Raw genomic sequence first — 21,254 nt, forward strand, 5'->3', positions numbered from 1 at the left:
CAACGCCGCTGCAGCCGCCCCTCCCCCACCACGCAGCCGACCTCATAACGGCAATGTCAGCAGTCGTGACTTGGCCGTTGAGACCGCGATCCTTACACGGGAAATGGCATCACAAATATGAAAGGAATCCAATGCTGTCTTCGATCCATCTGCTGCAGCCCCATCTGCTGAGCTTGCTGCGCATCGTCTCGTCACTTGTGCTTTTCAGCTACGGAACGCAGAAGATCCTGCATTTTCCGGTTGCAGCAAGCGTGCCGCCCGCAGGCTCGCTGCCCTGGATTGCCGGCCTTCTCGAACTCACCCTCGGCTTCCTGGTCCTGGTGGGATTCCAGACCCGCATCGCAGCCTTCGTGCTCTCCGGCCTGATGGCCTTCGCCTATTTCATCGGGCATGCATCGAAAGGCATCTACCCCGCCCAGAACGGCGGCGTCGCGGCGATCCTGTTCTGCTTCGTGTTTCTCTATCTGGTGGCGGCAGGTGCCGGACCGTTGAGCGTCGACAATCTGCTGAAGCGCGGCCGCACGGCTGCTGCCTGATCAAAAATAAACAAAACGCCGAGGCGGCTTGACCCCGCCTCGGCACTTTTTCATGGGGCGATGCGGATCGGTAAATTCAGACCTTGACCCATGCGCCGTTCTTCTTGGAAGACGCGACGCAGGCTTCGACAAAAGCCACACCCTTCACGCCGTCATCGACGGTGGGGTAGACCACTGCCTTGTCGACGGCCTTACCCTTCTTGCGGGCATTGATCGCATGCGCGGCTTCCGTATAGATCGTCGCAAAGGCTTCGAGATAACCTTCCGGATGCCCTGATGGTACGCGCGTGACACGGCCGGCAGCCGCGCCTGAACCGGCGCCGCCCCGGGTGATCAGCCGCTTCGACTCGCCGAAAGGCGTGTACCACAAGTAGTTCGGGTCCTTCTGGGTCCATTCCAGCCCGCCCTTGGTGCCGTAAACGCGGACCATCAGGCCATTTTCATGGCCGGGCGCAACCTGGCTGCACCAGAGCATGCCCTTGGCCGGCTTCTCCGAACCCTTCGCCTTGAAGCGCAGCATGACATGCGCATTATCGTCCAGCCGGCGGCCCGGAACGAAACTGTCGAGATCGGCGGCGAGGCTGTCGAGCTCCAGGCCAGTGATGAAGGCGGCGAGATTATAGGCATGCGTGCCGATATCGCCGGTCGAGCCGCCGACGCCGGACTGCGCTGGATCGGTGCGCCAGGCCGCCTGTTTCTGGCCGGTTTGCTCGACCGCTTCCGTCAGCCAATCCTGCGGATATTCGGCCTGGACGACACGGATGTCGCCGAGTTCGCCATTCGCGATCATCTCCCGCGCCTGGCGGACCATCGGATAGCCGGTGTAATTATGCGTCAGCACGAAGAGCGCGCCGCTCTCGTCGGCGATCTTCTTCAGCTTCTTCGCATCGGCAAGGTTGGATGTCAGCGGCTTGTCGCAGATGACATGAATGCCGCGCTTCAGGAATTCCTTGGCTGCATCGTAGTGCACGTGGTTCGGCGTAACGATCGCTACCGCCTCGATGCCATTCTTCAGCTTCGCCTCGCGGATCGCCATCTCGCGATAGCTGGAATAGGTCCGCGACGGATCGAGGCCGAGGTCGCGGCCGGATGCGATCGCCTTTTCGGGCGAAGCCGACAGCGCGCCGGCGATGAGATCGTACTGATCGTCGATGCGTGCCGCGATACGGTGCACCGCGCCGATAAACGCGCCGGCGCCGCCGCCCACCATGCCGAGCCGGATGCGCGGCTCGCGGGACTGTTCGGATGATGCTTCGATTGCCATTGATTCCTCCTGAAATTTTCTTCCCTTCTCCCCTCGGGGAGAAGGTGGCCCGGAGGGCCGGATGAGGGGGCCACTGGCGACAGATATTGCCTTTCGCTTGTCGCTCAAAGCCTTCGTCGCTAACGCTCCTCATCCCCCTCATCTGCCCTGACGGGCATCTTCTCCCCGCTGGGGAGAAGGGAAATGAAAGCCTAAAGCCCCAGCATCCGCCGGTTCGCCGCCTGGTCGGTGCCACTGCCGGCGAAATCGTCGAAGGCTTTCTCGGTGACGCGGATGATATGGGCGGCAACGAATTCGGCGCCTTCGCGAGCACCGTCCTCCGGATGCTTCAGCGCGCATTCCCATTCGACCACGGCCCAGCCGTCGAAATTATTCGCCGTCATCTTCGAGAACACCGCGCCGAAATCGACCTGACCGTCGCCGAGTGAACGGAACCGACCGGCGCGTTCCACCCAGCCCTGATAGCCACCGTAGACGCCCTGGCGCCCGGTCGGATTGAACTCCGCATCCTTGACGTGGAACATCTTGATGCGGTCCTTGTAGATGTCGATGTTGTCGAGATAATCGAGGCACTGCAGGACGTAGTGCGAGGGATCGTAGAGCATGTTGGCGCGCGGATGGTTCTTCACCCGCTCCAGGAACATCTCGAAGGTGATGCCGTCATGCAGGTCTTCGCCCGGGTGGATCTCGTAGCAGACGTCAATACCGTTCTCGTCCGCATGGTTGAGGATCGGCGTCCAGCGGCGGGCGAGTTCGTCGAAGGCAGTCTCGACCAGACCGGCAGGACGCTGCGGCCAGGGATAGATGAAGGGCCAGGCAAGCGCGCCGGAAAAGGTCGCATGCGCCTTGAGACCGAGGTTTTTGGATGCCGTCAGCGCCATCTTGACCTGCTCGATCGCCCATTCCTGACGCGCCTTCGGATTGCCCCGCACCTCCGGTGCAGCAAACCCGTCGAAGGCTTCGTCATAGGCCGGGTGAACGGCGACAAGCTGTCCTTGCAGATGAGTGGAGAGTTCAGTGATCTCGATGCCGTTTTCACGCGCCTTGCCGGCGAACTCGTCGCAATAATCCTTGGACGTGGCAGCCTTCTTCAGATCGATCAGCTGGCTGGCCCAGGTCGGCACCTGGACGCCCTTGTAACCGATGTCGGCCGCCCATTTGGTGATCGCATCCCACGAGTTGAAAGGAGCAGTATCGCCCGCGAACTGGCCAAGGAAAAGGCCGGGGCCCTTGATCGTCTTCATGTCAGATTCCTCCCTGAATATCGACCGTAAACGTTTCTGAAGTGTTGTAGCACGCATTTTGGCGGGAGCAAGACGCCTCCTCGCCCTTGCCGTCGGATCTGGCGCGGGGCCAGATGCGGTATGGCTGCGACCTAATCATGACCGGCTTTGGTCGGCAAGAGGTACGTGCCGCATTTTCGCAGACACGCCCGAAGCAAGGCATAAAAAATGCGCCCATCCTTTCGAATGGGCGCATGTCTCCAGTCAATCGATCAGAACGGAGAATCCGGGAAGTAGAAGTCCTTGGCATTGTCCTTGGTGACGAGCGTCGCGTCGAGGATGTAGCTGCCGTGAACCGGGACCTGATCATAAAGTGCCGCCGCCGTCAGCTCCATCGCCGTGCCGACCATTGCCGGCGGATAGAGAACGTCGACCGGGATCAGCTTGTCGCCGTCCATGACCTTCTTGACCATGTCCTTGGAACCGGCGCCGGCAACGACATACTTGATGTCGGTGCGCTTGGCTTGCTCGATCGCCTGCAGAACGCCAACAGCCATGTCGTCGTCCTGGCACCATACGACGTCGATCTTCTGGTACTTGGTCAGGTAGTCCTGCATGACCTTGAAGGCATCGTCGCGATTCCAGTTGCCGTACTGGCGGTCGAGAACCTTGACGTTCGAGCCGGCAATGCCCTTGTCGAAGCCGTCCTGGCGCTGCTGGTCGATCGGGATCGGCAGACCGCGGATGATGACCACTTCGGCGTCCGGCGTGGTGTCCTTGATGTACTTGCCGGCGACTTCGCCGAGAGCCGGGTTGTTGCCGGCGACATAGAGGTCGCGCACGGAATTGTCGTTGTTGCTCGGCGCGCGGTCGACGAGAGCGACGAACTTGCCCTTGCCCTTGACTTCCTTGATGGCGTTGACAAGCGGATCCGGATCCGACGGCAGGATAACGAGGGCGTCGATGCCCTGCGTATCGAGATCCTGCACAGCGTTGGCCTGGCTTGCGGCGTCCGGCGAGGTCTTGACGATGACGTTGAGACCGGGATGTTCGGCCATCAGCAGCTTGGCGACGCGCTCGGCATGGAACACCACGCCCGACGTCCAACCGTGGTCGGCGGCCGGAATGGATACGCCGATCGTGAATTTCTTGTCCTGGGCGTGAGCGGCGCCGGCGAACGTCACCGCCGCAACCGCCAGGCCCAACATCAATTTACGCATGCTATTTCCTCCCAATAATTTCAGGGACTTTTCCATATCGGGACCGGACGCCCTGTAAGCCCGATCAATTCATGATTTGCGCACCAGCGAGCGCTGGACGAACATGGCGATGATGATGATCGCACCCTGGATGGCGCCGATCAGATACTCGCTGATGAAATTCGAAAGCAGCATGATGTTGCCGACCAGTTCGAGAATGAAGGCGCCGCAGATCGTGCCCCAGACCCTGCCCGCGCCGCCCTTGAGCGCCGTACCGCCGACCACGACGGCCGTAATCGCCTGCAGCTCCCACAGGATGCCCGTCGTCGCCGACGTCGAGCCGAGACGGGGAACATAGAGCAGCACGGCAATGGCGACGCACAATCCCTGGATGACGAAGGCGATCGTCCGCACACGGTTGACCGCGATACCTGAGTAGCGGGCGACATCGCTGTTTGATCCCACAGCGACGACGTGGCGCCCGTAGCGGGTGCGATAGAGGATGAAGGCCGCAACCGCCGTCACTGCCAGGATCACCACGATCGGCACCGGTATGCCGGCGACATTGCCGAAATAAGCAGGGCGATAGAGCGTCTGGATATCGGCGGAGCGAAGCGTGATCGCACCGCCCTGCGACAGCCATGTCGTCAGGCCGCGATAGATGCCCATCGTGCCGAGCGTCGCGATGAAGGGCTCGATCTTGCCCACCGTCGTGATCAGGCCGTTCGCCAGGCCGCAGAGCGCGCCGGCGACGATCGTGAAGACGACCGCGACCACGAGCATCAAAGCCGGGTTTGCGATGGCGCCCGAATTCATCAGCAGGATCATCAGGCTGGCGACGAAGGCCACCATCGAGCCGACAGACAGATCGAGGTCGCCCGCTGATATCACGAAGGTCGCACCGACCGCGATGATGGCGATGAATGCGCTGCGCGTCGCGACATTGGCAAGATTGGTGATGCCGATGAAATTGGGATTGACCAGGGCTCCGACGATCAGCAGCAGCGCAAGGGCGACGAAGGGCGCGACCGCACGCAGGTCGACATCCCGCCAGGATCGGCGCCGGATTTCCCTGGTCTCCTCGTTGACACTCATTTCCAAAACCAACCTCCCGTCCCATATTTTCTGGGAATCTTATCTATCGTCCTGATCGGCAAAGCTCTGCTTCAGCCCTCAGGCGGCCGCCTTCCTCTTGAGCCCGGCGGCGTAACGCATGATCTCCTGCTCGGAAATCTCGTCGCCCTCGAGCACGCCGACGATACGCCCTTCGCGCATCACCGCCACTCTCGTGCAGAGGCCGATGACCTCCGGCATCTCCGAGGACACGACAATGATCGACCGGCCGTCCCGGGCGAGCGCCGAGATGAAATGATAGATCTGCTGCTTGGTGCCGACATCGATGCCGCGCGTCGGCTCGTCGATGATGATGATATCAGGATCGGTCTCCATGACCTTGGCGAGCAGCAGCTTCTGCTGGTTTCCCCCTGACATCCGGCCGGCAACAATATTGCCGTCGCGAACCCTGATATCGAAACGGCGCTTGGCCTTTGCCATCGCGGCCGCCTCGCTTCCCGGGCTGAGATAACCGTGACGAGCGTGCCTTCCGAGCGATTGCAGTGTCAGATTGGTCACCATGCCGGAGCGCAGCAGCAGACCTTTCGACTTGCGGTCCTTGGTCATGTAGGCGAGCCCGCAACGATTGGCGGCATGCACGTCGCCGGAGGGAACCGTTTCCCCCTTGATGACCACCTCGCCCTCGAGACGGGTTCGCAACCCAGCGATCGCTTCCATCAGTTCGGTGCGGCCGGAGCCGATCATGCCTGAAAAACCGATGATCTCGCCCTTGCGCACCTCGAAGCTCGCATCCCTCACATAACCCGTCGACACCGAGGCGACACTGAGGACGACCTCCTCGTCGACATCAGGCTCGACCTTGGCGGGATAGAGGCTGGAAAGCTCGCGGCCGACCATCAGCTGCGCGATCGATTCCCCGTCCAGAATGGACGTCGGAGAAGTCTTGATCCATTGGCCATCGCGCAGCACCGTGACGCGGTCGGTCAATTCCATCACCTCGTCGAGTTTGTGGGACACAAAGACGAAGCTGGTACCCTGGTCGCGAAGCTTGCGAACCTGCTTGAACAGCATATTGGTCTCTTCCCGCGACAGCACCGCGGTCGGCTCGTCCATGAACACCACCCGCGCGTCGCGGCTGATCGCCTTGGCGATTTCGACCATCTGCTTGTCGGCGATGGAAAGCGTGCTGATCAGTGCATTCTCATCGACATGCGAACCGAGCACGTCGAGAACCTTGCGTGTCTCCGACCGCATATATTTGCGGTCGAGCATGCCGAAACGGGTGACTTCACGCCCGAGGAACAGGCTCTCCGTCACGGTCAGATGTTCGGCGAGGTTGAATTCCTGGTGAATGATGACAATGCCGAGCGCCTCGGCGTCGCCGTTGGGCGGCAGGACGACGGGCTTGCCGTCGAGCAGGATTTCGCCGGAACTCGGCTGTTCGAAACCGGACAAAACCTTGACAAGCGTGGACTTGCCGGCGCCATTTTCACCCATGAGCGCATGGATTTCGCCGGCGCGGAGATCGAAGTTCACGCTGAAGAGGACCTGCACTCCACTGAAGGATTTGCATATGCGCCTAGCGGACAGCACCACGGGTGCGGTGTCGGCGATCTCCACGGTCATCTGATCCTCCCCAAAGCGGCTCCCCGTCCGCTCTGAAGCGTTATGTAAACCTTTACATGCATCGTGTAAAGGTTTACATCGTTGATTTACACAGATCAGTTGAAGCCTGCCTTTGACCTCTCGACAAGTCTGTGTAGTGTCGCGGCGAAGACAGCCCCAAGGCAGAGCCCAGTGTCGAATTCCACGCCCGCAACCATCGAAGACGTCGCCCGGATCGCCGAGGTCTCCATCGCGACGGTTTCCCGGGCAATCCATATGCCGGAGAAGGTCGCCAACTCCACGCGCCTCAAGGTCAACCAGGCGATCGCCATCACCGGCTATACGACGAATGCCATGGCGCGCAGCCTGAGGCTCGGCCGCTCCAACATGATCCTCGTCGTGGCGCCCGATATCGGCGATCCCAATTTCTCCAACATTCTCGTCGGGCTGGAGAACGAAGCACGCGCACACGGCTACGGCATCCTGATCGGCCACACGCAGAACGATGCCCAGCGCGGCTTGGAATATCTGAAATTCTTCAATTCCAACCAGGCGGCCGGATTGATCCTCTTCACCGGCATCCTGCCCTTCGGGCATCAGACGATGACCGCGCGGCTACCGCCGAGCGTCGGCGTTTTCGAGCCCGTCTTCAACGGCGGCATTCCCTATGTCGGCGTCGACGACACCGAAGGCGCTCGGAAAGCGGTGGACCTGCTGCTGGCCGAAGGGCATCGCAAGATCGCCTTCATCGGCGATTCACGCACCCGGCTTGCCTATACCAGGCGTCGCATGGGGTACGATGCCGGCCTCGACGCCGCCGGCATCCCGCCCGACACCAGGATCGTGCTCGAAGGTGACGGCACGATCGAAAGCGGGCGGCATGCGGTCGAACAGCTTTTCATGCGTGACACGCTTCCGACCGCCTTCATGTGCGTCAACGACCAGACGGCGATCGGCGTCATGATCGGGCTCGGCGCGCGGGGTTACGACATTCCACGGGATTTCTCGGTGACCGGTTTCGACGACGTGCCGCAGGCAGTCTTCATATCGCCGCCGCTGACCACGATCCGCCAGCCGAGAACGGCAATCGGCAAGCAGGCGATGGCGCTGCTGCTGGAACTCCTGTCCGATGGCCGGCCGACCGAAACGGAGATCCTGCTGAGACCGGATCTGGTGGTCCGAAACTCCGTCTCGGCACCGTCGCGCAACTGGTTGAAACGGTAAACCGATATAGGCTGAAAGCTTCCGGCCAGCGCCCGGTCAGAAAGGGTTGCGCCGGCGGCCGATGACCGCCGGCGTGCTTTATCAGACGTAACGGTTGACGACGTTCTCCAGCAGTTCCTGCTTGCCGGATCTCGGCTGCGGGTTCACGTCGTGGCTCTCGACATAGTGAGTGATCTCATCCAGCGAATACTCGCCGCGGAAGAGCTTCTGCGCCTCGGCGGATTCCCAGCCGGCATAACGATCGGCGAGCGGCTGCGACAGAGCCTTGTCCTCGATCATCTTGGCGGCGGCCTTCAGGCCGCGGGCGCAGCAATCCATGCCGCCGATATGGCCGATCAGCAGATCCGCCGGGTCGAGAGACTGACGGCGAAGCTTCGAGTCGAAGTTGGTGCCGCCGGTCTTGAAGCCGCCGCCTGCCAGAACATGGTAGTAGGCGAGCGCCATTTCGGGAACATTGTTCGGGAACTGATCGGTATCCCAGCCGGACTGGTAGTCGTTGCGGTTCATGTCGATCGAGCCGAAGATGCCGAGCGCATTGGCAAGCGCCAACTCGTGCTCGAAGGAGTGGCCGGCAAGGATCGCGTGGCCCTGCTCGATATTGAGCTTCACCTCGTTTTCAAGGCCGTGCTTCTTGAGGAAGCCATAGACGGTTGCGACGTCGTAGTCATACTGATGCTTGGTCGGCTCCTGCGGCTTCGGCTCGATCAGGATCGTGCCCTTGTAGCCGATCTTGTGCTTGTATTCGACGACGAGGTTGAGGAAGCGTCCGAGCTGGTCGAGCTCGCGGCCGATATCGGTGTTGAGCAGCGTCTCGTAACCTTCGCGCCCGCCCCAGAGCACGTAGTTTTCGCCGCCGAGCTTCTGCGTGGCATCGATGCAGGTCTTTACCGTCGCGGCTGCGAAAGCGAAGACATCGGGATCCGGATTGGTCGCAGCGCCCGACATATAGCGGCGGTGGGAGAAGAGGTTCGCCGTGCCCCAGAGCAGCTTGGTGCCGGTTGCGGCCTGCTTCTCGGCGAAATAGTCGACGATCTCGTTGAGGTTTTTGGTGTTCTCGGCAAAACTCTTGCCTTCGGGACGGACGTCGGCGTCATGGAAGCAGTAGTAGGGCGAACCGAGCAGCGAGAAGAATTCGAAGGCGACGTCGGCCTTGAGCTTGGCGGCCTTCATCGTGTCCTCGAACCAAGGGCGCAGGAAGGTCTGGCCACCGAAGGGGTCGCCGCCCGGCCAAGTGAAGGTGTGCCAGTAGGCCACCGCAAAGCGCAAATGGTCTTCCATGCGCTTGCCCATGACGATCTCGTCCGGCTGGTAGTAGCGGAAGGCCAGCGGATTGGTGCTGTCCGGGCCTTCGTATTTTACTTTCTGGATATCGCCGAAAAATCCGGTGCTCATGTTGATTCTCCTTGGGTTCGTATCTTTTCGAAGTTCTGAATTGTTGGCCTACGCCAGCGACTTTATCGCCGGGTAGAGCGCACGGTAGCGCTTGTAAGCATCCTCATAAGCGCCGCTCAGTGCGGACACCGGTTCGATCGTGCCGGCCGTTACCGGCGGCGTGCAGACGGCAATCGGATCCGCGCCCGTTGCTGCGATCAGGCCGAGGCGGGCGGCGCCGAAGGCCGCGCCGAAATCGCCGTCGGCCGGTAGGTCGACCGGAACGCCGAGCGCGGTCGCGATCGACGCCAGCCAGTAATGCGAGCGCGAACCGCCGCCGATCGCCGTGACCCGGGATATGCCGGTGCCGGCCGAGCGCAGCGCTTCGAGATTGTCGCGAATGGCGAAGGCGACGCCTTCGAGCACCGCCTGGGTGAGAACGACACGGCTGCTCTCATGTTCGAGGCCGATGAAGGCGCCGCGGATGACGGCATCATTGTGCGGCGTGCGCTCGCCGGAGAGATAAGGCAGGAAAGTGACACCGGTGGGCGCCTTCAGTGTCTCGCCGAGTTCGCCGGTGAGATCGGCGGCCGACTTGCCGGTCACACCGGAATGCCAGTTGAGCGCATCGGTGGCCGACAGGATGACACCCATCTGATGCCAGGTGTTCGGCAGCGCGTGGCAGAAGGCATGCACGGCGCTTTCCGGCTTCGGCAGATACGAGCCGTTGGCGGCAAAAAGCACGCCTGATGTGCCGAGCGAGACAAAGGCGGCACCATCGCTGACCGTGCCCATGCCGCAGGCCGAAGCCGCATTGTCGCCGGCACCACCGGCAACGACGACATCACCTGATATGCCCCATTGCGCCGCCAGTTCGGACCGCAGCTTGCCGGCCTGCTCGGTGCCTTCGACAAGCGCCGGCATCTGCTCCTCGGAAAGCTTGGTGGCGGCGAGCAGTTCGGGGGACCAGGCGCGCTTGCCGGTGTCGAGCCAGGAGGTGCCGGCCGAATCCGACATTTCCGAGATATACTCGCCGGTCAGCCACAGACGCAGGTAGTCCTTCGGCAAGAGCACCTTGGCGATCTTGGCGAAGACATCGGGCTCATGCTTTGCAACCCAAGCGAGCTTCGGTGCCGTGAAACCGGGAAAGACGATGTTGCCGGTGAGCGCGCGAAAGCGCGGATCGGCATCGAGTGCCGCGGCCTCGACGTAGCTGCGCGTGTCGTTCCAGAGAATACAGGGGCGCAGGACTTTGTCGGTGGCATCGATGAGCGTCGCGCCATGCATCTGGCCGGAAAGGCCGATGCCCTTGACCGCAGCAAGCTCCTTCGGATGTTTCGCCTTGAGGCCGGCGACAGCCTCCTCCGTGGCGCGCACCCAATGGGCCGGCTCCTGCTCCGACCAGCCGGAATGCGGACGCGAGACGTCGAGCGAACCATTGGCCGAGCCGACGATCTTCTGATCACCGTCGATCAGCATCGCCTTGACGCCGGAGGTTCCGAGATCGAGACCCAGATACATGTGGTATTTCTCCCTTTGCCGTTACGGCAGATTGTCTTTCAGGAATATGTCGAGGCGGATGCGCTCCTGCGCTTCGATGACGGCAAGCCCGTCCGCCTTGGCCTTCAGCACGCGTATGGCGCTCCGCACCTCATGGCCGGCATCCTGGTTGAGGATCGCATCGATCGTATTGTCGATGAGTGCTGCCCGCGTGTGGGCGGTCAGTTCGTGGGCAATCACGGTCAGCACGCGGTCGACGGCCTTCTCCTTCAACGCCCGGATCAGGCCGCGATTGCCGGCGCCGAGGCTGTAGACGCCGATGATGCCGGCATTCCCGAGCGCGTCGGCAACGAGCCTGTGGGCGACCTCGGGGTCGTCACGGCCTTCGAGAACCGGCAGGATCGCAAGATCGGGAAATTCCTCGGCTATGACAGCGGTGAAGCCCTCCAGCCGCTCGCGATGGTCGCGCACCAGCATGGAGCCGGCGAGCACGGCGATTTCGCCCTTTCGCGGCCCGAGGAATCGTCCGAGCAGGCGGGCGGCTGTGCGGCCGGCGGCGATATTGTCGACGCCGGCATAGTGATGGCGCAGCGAGCCCGTGAGATCGGAAACCAGGGTGACGATGGGGAAGCGCTCGCGCACCAGCCTGTCGACGGCGGCGCGCACGTCAGGCGCATCGGTCGCAACCAGCGCAATGCCACACGGCTTTTCCCGGGAAAGCCCTTCAAGCACAGCGACGAGGGCTGCGGGATCGAAGGCCGGCACCTCGATGGTGCGGATATCGGTGCGTTCCGCCGACGAGCGGACGATCGCCTGGCGGATCTCCGCGTTGAGCCCGTGCATGAAGGAATTGTCGCTAGCCGGAAGGATGAAGACCAGCGGATAGGTGCGCCCCTTGGCAAGATTGGCGGCGGCGACGTCTCTGACATAACCGAGCTCGCGGATCGCGGTCTCGACCTTTTCGCGCGTGACGTGGCGCACACCGGGCCGCTGGTTGAGAACCCGGTCGACAGTCGCGAGACTGACACCGGCGGCGGCGGCGATATCGTGAACTGTTGGCCTCATCATTCCTCCTGACGAGACCATTAGCGCCAATTTTGATGTACGTAAATCAAAAAATCCAACAGGCCGGTTTCCACGTCGTTTTTTCCGATCCGGCCGGCAATCATCCGACTGATGGCGTAGCGCATAACCCCGAAAATCGGAATCCATTTTCCGGGGTTATGCGCAGATTTAAAGTGTTAGAGGCCGAAATGCGGCAAACAAAAAGGCCCTCCGAAGAGGGCCTTTTCAAGGGGCGACAGGCCGGAGGTCAGTGGCCGCCACCGCCTCCCCCGCCTTGCGGCGCGGGTTTCTTGATCATGGCGACACCGAGGATCATCGCGAGGAAAAGCGCGGTCAGGATCAGGAACACGTCGCTGAAGGAAAGGATGATCGCCTGCTTGGTGGCAAGCCCGACCATCTGCTTGATCGCGACCGAGGCGCCATCCATGCCGTAGGTGTTGAAATTGGCGGCCATGTTGTTCATCTGGTCGATCGCCGCCGGATTGCCCCAGTCCATATTCTCCCGCAGCCGCTCATAATGCACGTCCTGGCGGTTGGTGAGCACGGTGTTGATGACGGCAAGGCCGACTGCGCCGCCGAGGTTTCTGGTCAGGTTGAAAAGGCCGGACGCGCCGCGAATGCGCGAGGGCGGCATCGTGCCGAGCGCGATATTGTTGATCGGCACCATGCACATCATCAGCCCGAAGCCGCGCAAGATCTGCGGGATGAACAGCTCGTAGAAATCCCAATCCGCCGTCAGATGCATCATGATGAAGGTGCCGGCGGCGAAACTGACGAAGCCGATCACCATCATCAGGCGCAGGTCCATCTTGGTCGACAGCCGGCCGGCGATCGGCGCGGTGAAGAACATCGCAAGCCCGGAGACGAACATCGTCTCGCCGATCATCAGAGAATCATAGCCGCGAATGCGCCCGAGATAGACCGGGTAGATATAGGTGAGGCCGTAGAGGCCGATGCCCATAACGAAAGAAAACACCGAGCCGAAGGAGAAATTCCGGTTCGCGAAAGCCTTCAGGTCGACGACAGGGAAATCCACCGTGAAGGCGCGATAGAAGAAGACGACGGCTGCAACGCCGGAGGCAACCGCTGCGATGGTGATGGAACTGTCGTTGAACCAATCGTTCGAATTGCCCTCTTCGAGCACATATTCCAGCGCGCCGAGGAACACGCCCATCGAGATCAGCCCCCACCAGTCGAATTTCTTGAAAAGCGACAGTTCCGGCTTGTCGAAATCGATGAAGTTCCAGGTGACGATCGTGACGATGATGCCGGGAACGATATTGACGAGGAACAGCCAGTGCCAGGAGAAGGCGTGGCTGAGATAACCGCCGACGGTCGGGCCGATGGTCGGTGCCAGCGTCGCGATCAGGCCGATGATCGGCGAGACGATGCTGCGCTTCGAGGGCGGGAAGATGGTGAAGGCAGCCGCGAAGACCGACGGGATCATGCCGCCGCCGATGAAGCCCTGGATGACGCGGTAGACGATCATCTGGTCGATATTCGTCGCCGTTGCCGCAAGCGCGCTCGCCATGGTGAAGCCGGCGGCCGAGATCGCGAAGAGATAACGCGTCGAGATGATGCGCGCCAGCGTGCCGGAAAGCGGGATCATGATCACTTCGGCGATCAGATAGGACGTCTGCACCCAGCCGATCTCGTCGGTTCCGGCCGAAAGGCCGGCCTGGATCTCGGCAAGCGAGGCCGAGACGATCTGGATGTCGAGGATCGACATGAACATGCCGAGCACCATCGCGAAGAAGGCGATGAGCTTCTTCGGATCCATGCGCTCGTCGGCATGAGCAGGCGCTGCCGGAATCGTCCCCGCTGTTGCTGTCGCGCTGCCGGCCATCAGACCACCCCCGCCTTTCCTAGAGGCTTACTTGCTCGGCGCCGTACGGGTGTCGACGTCGACGACGACGCTCAGGCCCGCGCGCAGACGCCCGCTGTCGAGCGCATCCTGCGGCAGCGCGATGCGCACCGGCACCCGCTGGATCACCTTGGTGAAATTGCCCGTGGCGTTTTCCGGCGGCAGCATCGAAAAGACCGAGCCGGAAGCCGGCGCGATCGATTCGACGGTGCCGACGATCGGATGCTCGCTATAGGCATCGACCTGGACGTTGACCTTCGAGCCCGGCACCAGATGCTGGATCTGCGTTTCCTTGAAATTGGCGTCGATGTAGAGCTGGCGCACCGGAACGAGCGCCATCAGGCGCTGGCCGGGAGAGACGAGGTCGCCTTCCTGGACGGAGCGGTTGCCGACAATGCCGTCATAAGGCGCCTTGAGCACGGTGAAAGAAAGGTCGCGGACGGCCTTGTCGCGCGAGATCTCAAGCGAACGGACGGAGCCTTCGGCTTCCTTACGCTGGGCCTGGAGAATGGTGATGTTGGCCTGTGCCGCGGTAATGTTGGCGTCGCCGCCGGCAAGATTGGCCTTGGCCTGGTCGAGGGCGATATTGGCGTTGTCGAGATCGGCGGCAGTGCCGACCGACTTCGCCTGAAGGTCGCTCTGGCGCTTCTGGGTGATCTCGGCACCGCGAACGGCCGCTTCGAGTGCCACCTTCTGCGCCTGCGCCTGCACGAGGCTCGCATTCGCGCCTTCGATCTGCGCGTCGATACGCTGCAGCGAAAGCTGTTCGGTGACGATCTGGGCCTGGGCCAAGTCGAGGGCGTTCTGATAGTCGCCGTTATCAAGCGTGGCAAGCACGTCGCCCGCTTTGACTTCCTGGTTGGCGACAACGTTCACCTTCGCGACGTAGCCCGTGACCTTCGGCGAAATCGTTGCGATATCGCCTTCGATATAGGCGTCGTCGGTCGACACCATGAAGCGGCCGTTCGTCCACCATTCGTAACCATACCAGCCGCCGCCCGCGAGAAGGGCGAGCACGACGATCGGCAGCACCGGGCTGCGGCGCTTCTTCGCAGCCGCGGGTGCGGCGACCGAAGCCGGCGCCGACTGCGCGGGGGCAGACGGCACTTCGCGGGCTTCCGCCATCGGAGCCTCTGCAACGGTCGCGACCTCGGCCTGCGCCTCTTCGGTCCCGGCGTTTTCGCTGACGATCCGCGCGACGTTGCTCTTCTGGTTGCTCGACATGGCCACTTTACCGATCTTGGAGTAAATAATCGAACTGAACGGTTCGGTTCAGTTGACTTAAACCTGTTTTATCGTCATATCAAGATGTATAGAACCAATCGGTTCGATTTCTTTAAAGAAAATGCGAAACCGTCAACACGGTTAAGAGGACATGACGCTGAAACCCGACCACGCTGCCGTATTCAGTCCTCCCGCTGCCGGAGGCCGATTTGCCGCAGGCGAAGATCCGGCCAAGCGCCAGCAGATTCTCGCCGGCGCCAAGCGTGTCTTCATGAAGATGGGTTTTGACGCCGCCAGCATGAACGACGTGACGCGCGAGGCCGGAGTCTCCAAGGGAACGCTCTACGTCTATTTCACCAACAAGGAAGAACTGTTTTCGGCGATGATCGAGACCGAGCGCGCCGCCTTCGTGGCGGCAGTGCGCACGGCGCTTGCCGAACATGACGATCCCGAAGCCGGCCTGTACGAATTCGGGATAAGCTTCGTCACCCATATGACCGATGAGAAGGTCATCAACGCGATGCGCACCGTTCTCGGCGTTCGCGACCGTATGCCGGTGCTCTGTCAACGCTTCTTCAAGGGCCCGGAAAACCTGCGCACCATCATGCGCGACTTCCTGGAACGGCACATCGCCGAAGGCGCACTTGAGATCGACGACATCGATCTCGCTGCCGGCCAGTTCCTCGATCTCGCCAGCGGTAGTTTCTTCAAGCTCCGCCTTTTCGGAAGCATGGAAGAGCCGCCGCCGCGCGACGAAATCGAGCGCGTCATCCGCGGCGCGATCCGGGTCTTCATGGCCGCCTACGGCGCGCGCCGGCACGAGACCGCCTGACCGCACCCTTGACCGTCGCGCTCCATCGGCCAAAATCCCGCAATAGCGATCAAATCCGGCTGCCGGCCTTCCTCTAAGGAAGAAGCTGCAACCAGGAGAATGAGGATGAGCGCCGTCGGACGGGCGATCTGGTTCATCGAGAGCCATTTCGAAAGCGATATATCGCTGGAAGAGATATCGGAAGCAGCCGGATTGTCGCGCTACCATCTGTCGCGCATTTTCGGGCTCGTCACCGGTCACTCGATCAGCGGCTATATAAGAGGGCGGCGCCTAAGCCGCGCCGTGCCCGCGTTACTCGGCAGCTCATCCACCATTCTCGAGGTTGCGCTTTGCGCGGGCTACGGCTCGCACGAGGCCTTCACCCGTGCCTTCCGCGACCAGTTCGGCATGACGCCGGATGCGGTGCGCAGACAGGGGCACGCCCGTAACCTTGTCTTGCTGGAGCCGATCAGAATGGACCCTGCCCACCACAACGACCTCGAACCGCCCCGCTTCGAAACCCTTCAGCCGATGCTCTTTGCCGGTCTGCAGGAGATTTACCCCTATGGCGGCAACGCCGCCATTCCCTCTCTCTGGCAGAAATTCAATGCCCATTTCGGACATATCTCCGCTCAGAAAAGCAATGTCGCCTACGGCATCTGTACGCATATCGACGGCGAAGCGGAGAAATTCCGCTATATGGCCGCGGTCGAGATCTCCGATGCCGACGATCTGCCGGCGGATTTTGCAACGCTCAAACTTCCAGGCCAGCGCTACGTCGTCTTTGCTCATCGCGGCCATGTCTCCGGCATCCCGGCGACTATGAACCGGATATTTGGCGCATGGTGGCCGACCTCGGGCCTAGAGCACGGCGAGACACCCGACATGTTCGAACGCTACGACGAGCGCTTCGACCCCTATACCGGCATGGGCGTCACCGAAATCTGGTTGCCGATCAGAGCATGATGCCAAGTGCGAGCGGTTTTCGGACGACATCATGCTCTAACTCTTTGATTGAGAACAGGATTCAAATTTAAGGCCGACCCCGGCCTTAAATCATCCTGTTCTAGGGAATAAAAGTCACATCGGTTTCGTATACCCCCTTGCGGCGCTTGCCTGGCAGGCCGGCGACATTACATTGCGAGCGTCACTACTCATGTGACGCAAAAGGGATATATGCTGATGCAGGAAATCATGACGCTCATTCAGGATCCGGCCGCCTGGGTGGCGCTCATCACGCTGGTGGTGATGGAAGTCGTTCTCGGGATCGACAACCTGATCTTCATTTCCATTCTCACCAACAAACTGCCGCCCGAGCACCGGGAGAAGGCCCGCAAGATCGGCATCGGTCTTGCGCTCGTCATGCGTCTCGCCCTGCTCGGCACCATCGCCTGGATCGTGCAGCTGACCGAACCGCTGTTTGAAGCCTTCGGCCACGGTTTCTCCTGGAAGGATCTGATCCTGATTGCCGGTGGTCTGTTCCTCGTCTGGAAGGCCACCAAGGAAATCCACCACAGCGTCGATCCGGAAGATCACGGCGAGGACTTCATCGCAAGTTCGGCCACGACAGGCTTTGCATCGGCCATCGGCCAGATCCTGCTGCTCGACCTCGTCTTCTCCGTCGACAGCATCATCACTGCCGTCGGCATGACGCCACATCTGCCGATCATGGTGGTCGCCGTCGTCGCCGCCGTCACCGTCATGCTTGTTGCCGCGACCCCGCTTGCCAACTTCATCGAGAGGAACCCGACGATCGTCATGCTGGCGCTCGCTTTCCTGCTGATGATCGGCACGACGCTGATCGCCGAAGGCATGGGCTTCCATGTGCCGAAGGGCTACGTCTACGCCGCCATGGCCTTCTCGGCGCTGGTCGAGGTGCTGAACATGTTCGCGCGCAACGCCCGCAAGCGAAAACGCGACGCCGCGCATTGAGGCTTGGGCAGGAGGGCGCGGCGGAACTGGCGCGCCCTCACGCATTGCCATCAGGCCGTTCCTGGCGTGTTTTTCTTGACGCGCCCGGTTGAATATGGCCTAAGGCCAGCCGAACGGACGATCGGCGGATAGTGCGGGCGCATGCCCTTTTTCCGGCCGGTTTGCCGATGAAGCTATCTGCATCCTTCCGGCCGTACGTCGCTTTCCCATGAAAGCCGTCCGGCATTCATTGACGGGCACACACAATGACAGTTTCCGGGACAGCTACCGGCGTCCGCGTCCGCATCGCTCCCTCGCCGACCGGCGAGCCGCATGTCGGCACCGCTTACATCGCTCTTTTCAACTACCTTTTCGCCAAGAAGCATGGCGGCGAGTTCATCCTGCGCATCGAGGATACCGATGCGACGCGCTCGACCCCGGAATTCGAAACGAAGGTGTTGGACGCCCTGAAATGGTGCGGGCTGGAATGGAAGGAAGGCCCTGATATCGGCGGCCCCTACGGCCCCTATCGCCAGTCCGACCGCAAGGAAATGTACCAGCCTTACGGGCAGGAATTGCTGGACAAGGGCCATGCCTTCCGCTGTTTCTGCACACCCGCGCGGCTGGAGCAGATGCGCGAAACCCAGCGCGCCGCCGGCAAGCCGCCGAAGTACGATGGTCTCTGCCTCAACCTCACGGCCGAGGAAGTCACCTCGCGTATGGCCGCCGGCGAGACGACCGTCATCCGCATGAAGATTCCGGCCGAAGGCTCATGCGACTTCACGGACGGCGTCTACGGCGATGTCTCCATTCCGTGGGATTCGGTCGACATGCAGGTGCTCGTCAAGGCCGACGGCATGCCGACCTATCATATGGCCAATGTCATCGACGACCATTTGATGAAGATCACCCATGTGGCGCGCGGCGAGGAATGGCTGGCTTCGGTGCCGAAGCACATCCTGCTTTATCGCTATTTCGACTGGGATCAGCCGGTCTTCATGCATCTGTCGCTGATGCGCAATGCCGACAAGTCGAAGCTGTCGAAGCGCAAGAACCCGACCTCGATCTCCTATTACTCCGCGCTCGGCTATATCCCGGAAGCGCTGATGAACTTCCTCGGCCTGTTCTTCATCCAGATCGCCGAGGGCGAAGAGCTCCTTGGTATGGACGAGCTCTCCGAGAAGTTCGACCCGGCAAACCTCTCCAAGGCCGGTGCGATCTTTGACATTCAGAAGCTCGACTGGCTGAACGGCCGCTGGATCCGCGAGAAGCTTTCCGAGGAGGAATTCCAGGGGCGTGTGCTGAGTTGGGCGATGGAAAACGACCGTCTCAAGGAAGGTCTGCGCCTGTCGCAGACGCGCATTTCCAAGCTCGGAGAACTGCCCGATCTTGCCGGCTTCCTGCTGAAGTCCGATCTCGGCCTGCAGCCTTCCGACTTCGCCAAGATTAAGTCGCCGCCGGAAGAGATCCTGGAGATCCTCAACACCGTTCAGCCGGATCTCGAAAAGATCCTGGAATGGAATGTCGAGACGATCGAGGCGGAGCTGCGCGCGATCGCCGACCGCATGGGCAAGAAGCTGAAGGTCGTGGTCTCGCCGCTCTTCGTCGCCGTGTCCGGCTCGTCGCGCTCGCTGCCACTCTTCGATTCCATGGCGATCCTCGGCCGCTCGGTCGTGCGTCAGCGCCTGAAGCTCGCCTCGCAGGCGGTCGCCGCCCTCGTCGGCTCGAAATGACAGCGAAAGCCCCTCCCCACAAGGGGGAGGGTTAGCGCGGAGCCATTCGCGACGCTTCGAGCCAACGGAAACGTTGATTTAGAATTCATGCCGCATCGATGAGGCAAAAGACATGAACGACAAGACTGAAAACACCCTTTCCTCCGACGCGACGGAAGTGCGCGCCCAGAAGCTGAAGCTGCTGCGCGAGCAGATCGGCGAGGTCTATCCGGCGCATTTCCACCGCACGATGACCAATGCCGAGCTCATCGCGAAATATGAGAACCTGGAACCTGACGTCGAGACGCAGGATGTCGTCACCGTCGCCGGCCGCGTATACTCGTCGCGCAACTCCGGCATGTTCATGGACATCCACGATGCCGGCGGCAAGATCCAGATTTTCAGTCACAAGGACACGACCCCGGAAGAAGCCCGCGCCCTGCTGCCGATGATCGACATCGGCGACATCATCGGCGTCACCGGTATCGTGCGCCGCACCAAGCGCGGCGAGCTGACGATCAACGCACAGACGATCACCATGCTGACGAAGTCGCTGCTGCCGATGCCGGAAAAGTGGCACGGCCTCTCCGACATCGAGTTGCGCTATCGCAAGCGCCATCTCGACATCATGACCAACGAGGATTCGAAGCTCCGCTTCCAGCAGCGCTCGAAGATCCTCTCCGGCATCCGCCGCTTCATGGAAAATGACGGCTTCATGGAAGTCGAGACGCCGATGCTGCATTCGGTCTATGGCGGCGCCACCGCCGAGCCGTTCAAGACCCATCACAACACGCTGAAGCTCGACATGTATCTGCGCATCGCGCCGGAACTGTTCCTCAAGCGCACGCTGGTGTCGGGGCTGACCGACAAGGTCTTCGAGATCAACCGGAACTTCCGTAACGAAGGCGTCTCCACCCGGCACAATCCCGAATTCACCATGATGGAGTGTTATTGGGCCTATGCCGACTACGAGGACATCATGGACCTCGTCGAGCGGCTGTTCGAGAGCTTAGCACTCTCCATTCATGGCGCGACGGAATTCCCCTTCGGCGACAAGACCATGTCCTTCAAGGGTCCGTTCAAGCGCGTGCCGATGCCCGATGCCGTCAAGGAAGCGACCGGCATCGACTTCCTCGCCATCAAGACCGATGAAGAGGCGCGCGCCGCCGCCAAGGCTGCCGGCTTTGCGGTCGAGAAGGATTGGACCTGGGGCGAATGCCTCGCCTTCATCTTCGAGGAAAAAGTTGAATCCACCCTGATCCAGCCGTCGCATGTCACGCATTTCCCGAAGGACATTTCGCCCTTCGCCAAGGAAGTGCCCGGCGAGCCGCGTCTCGTCGAACGCTTCGAGACCTATTGCAACGCCTGGGAACTCGGCAACGCCTTCTCGGAACTGAACGATCCCGAAGAGCAGCGCCGCCGCATGGTCGAGCAGCTCGAACAGGCGCATGCCCGCGGCGAAAAGGAAAAACAGCTGGACGAGGAATTCCTCGACGCGATCGACCAGGGCATGCCGCCGGCAGGTGGCCTCGGCATCGGCGTCGATCGTCTCATCATGCTTCTGACCAATGCGCCGTCGATCCGCGACGTCATCCTCTTCCCGGCCCGCCGCAGCAAGGCCGACTGACAGGAACAGACGTAAAAGAATGAGGCGGAGTACCGGGCCGGCAC

The 21,254-nt window shown here is 61.4% G+C and carries 17 protein-coding genes; 7 read left to right on the plus strand and 10 right to left on the minus strand.

Translation table 11 applies throughout. From position 1 onward, the window contains the following. Positions 1-131 precede the first annotated feature (131 nt). Complete coding sequence (locus J3P73_RS21565) at positions 132-536, plus strand: DoxX family protein (protein ID WP_024322917.1); 405 nt, start codon at positions 132-134, stop codon at positions 534-536. A 76-nt stretch (positions 537-612) separates the two neighbouring features. Here the strand turns inward: J3P73_RS21565 and J3P73_RS21570 are convergent, their stop codons facing one another. From J3P73_RS21570 to J3P73_RS21590, 5 genes are all read right to left on the minus strand, one after another. Beyond that, positions 613-1,800, minus strand: coding sequence for a Gfo/Idh/MocA family protein (locus J3P73_RS21570; protein WP_018072730.1), 1,188 nt, complete (start codon positions 1,798-1,800; stop codon positions 613-615). A gap of 191 nt (positions 1,801-1,991) precedes the next feature. Further along, positions 1,992-3,044 (minus strand): sugar phosphate isomerase/epimerase family protein, encoded by a 1,053-nt coding sequence (locus tag J3P73_RS21575; protein ID WP_024322919.1) that lies wholly within the window; start codon positions 3,042-3,044, stop codon positions 1,992-1,994. A 251-nt stretch (positions 3,045-3,295) separates the two neighbouring features. Next, the gene (locus J3P73_RS21580; RefSeq protein ID WP_018072728.1) at positions 3,296-4,243 is read right to left on the minus strand and encodes a substrate-binding domain-containing protein; all 948 of its coding nucleotides are present in this window, start codon (positions 4,241-4,243) and stop codon (positions 3,296-3,298) included. A 69-nt stretch (positions 4,244-4,312) separates the two neighbouring features. Beyond that, positions 4,313-5,317, minus strand: a complete 1,005-nt coding sequence (locus tag J3P73_RS21585; RefSeq protein ID WP_018486227.1) for an ABC transporter permease — start codon at positions 5,315-5,317, stop codon at positions 4,313-4,315. Positions 5,318-5,395: 78 nt separating this feature from the next. Continuing rightward, complete coding sequence (locus tag J3P73_RS21590; RefSeq protein WP_024322920.1) at positions 5,396-6,922, minus strand: sugar ABC transporter ATP-binding protein; 1,527 nt, start codon at positions 6,920-6,922, stop codon at positions 5,396-5,398. Positions 6,923-7,093: 171 nt separating this feature from the next. On the opposite strand from J3P73_RS21590, the gene J3P73_RS21595 reads away from it, so the two are divergent. Next, entirely contained in the window at positions 7,094-8,125 is a 1,032-nt protein-coding gene (locus J3P73_RS21595) for a LacI family DNA-binding transcriptional regulator (RefSeq protein WP_018486225.1), read from the plus strand. 81 nt (positions 8,126-8,206) lie between these two features. On the opposite strand, the gene xylA is transcribed toward J3P73_RS21595, so the two are convergent. The 5 genes from xylA to J3P73_RS21620 all read right to left on the minus strand — a co-directional run bounded on the left by xylA (position 8,207) and on the right by J3P73_RS21620 (position 15,149). Then, entirely contained in the window at positions 8,207-9,517 is a 1,311-nt protein-coding gene (gene xylA, locus J3P73_RS21600; protein ID WP_018243620.1) for a xylose isomerase, read from the minus strand. Positions 9,518-9,565: 48 nt separating this feature from the next. Next, positions 9,566-11,017, minus strand: a complete 1,452-nt coding sequence (gene xylB / locus J3P73_RS21605) for a xylulokinase (RefSeq protein ID WP_207579699.1) — start codon at positions 11,015-11,017, stop codon at positions 9,566-9,568. Between the two features lie 21 nt (positions 11,018-11,038). Continuing rightward, positions 11,039-12,061 (minus strand): LacI family DNA-binding transcriptional regulator, encoded by a 1,023-nt coding sequence (locus J3P73_RS21610; protein WP_027689363.1) that lies wholly within the window; start codon positions 12,059-12,061, stop codon positions 11,039-11,041. 247 nt (positions 12,062-12,308) lie between these two features. Then, positions 12,309-13,907 (minus strand): DHA2 family efflux MFS transporter permease subunit, encoded by a 1,599-nt coding sequence (locus tag J3P73_RS21615; protein ID WP_027689364.1) that lies wholly within the window; start codon positions 13,905-13,907, stop codon positions 12,309-12,311. A gap of 27 nt (positions 13,908-13,934) precedes the next feature. Then, on the minus strand, positions 13,935-15,149 hold the full coding sequence (locus J3P73_RS21620) for an HlyD family secretion protein (protein ID WP_027689365.1): 1,215 nt from the start codon (positions 15,147-15,149) through the stop codon (positions 13,935-13,937). Between the two features lie 151 nt (positions 15,150-15,300). On the opposite strand from J3P73_RS21620, the gene J3P73_RS21625 reads away from it, so the two are divergent. The 5 genes from J3P73_RS21625 (at position 15,301) to lysS (ending at position 21,210) form a co-directional block, all read left to right on the plus strand. Beyond that, positions 15,301-15,981 (plus strand): TetR/AcrR family transcriptional regulator, encoded by a 681-nt coding sequence (locus J3P73_RS21625; RefSeq protein WP_018072719.1) that lies wholly within the window; start codon positions 15,301-15,303, stop codon positions 15,979-15,981. 105 nt (positions 15,982-16,086) lie between these two features. Beyond that, complete coding sequence (locus J3P73_RS21630; protein ID WP_130692762.1) at positions 16,087-16,926, plus strand: AraC family transcriptional regulator; 840 nt, start codon at positions 16,087-16,089, stop codon at positions 16,924-16,926. Positions 16,927-17,142: 216 nt separating this feature from the next. Continuing rightward, entirely contained in the window at positions 17,143-17,892 is a 750-nt protein-coding gene (locus tag J3P73_RS21635) for a TerC family protein (protein WP_018072717.1), read from the plus strand. Positions 17,893-18,137: 245 nt separating this feature from the next. Beyond that, a complete protein-coding gene (gene gltX / locus J3P73_RS21640; protein WP_024322925.1) occupies positions 18,138-19,604 on the plus strand; it encodes a glutamate--tRNA ligase in 1,467 nt (488 codons plus the stop codon). Between the two features lie 112 nt (positions 19,605-19,716). Continuing rightward, the gene (gene lysS, locus J3P73_RS21645) at positions 19,717-21,210 is read left to right on the plus strand and encodes a lysine--tRNA ligase (protein ID WP_024322926.1); all 1,494 of its coding nucleotides are present in this window, start codon (positions 19,717-19,719) and stop codon (positions 21,208-21,210) included. The last annotated feature ends 44 nt before the right edge of the window (positions 21,211-21,254 follow it).

It is taken from the genome of Rhizobium ruizarguesonis, from assembly GCF_017357285.1.
GTDB classification, from domain to species: Bacteria; Pseudomonadota; Alphaproteobacteria; order Rhizobiales; family Rhizobiaceae; genus Rhizobium; species Rhizobium ruizarguesonis.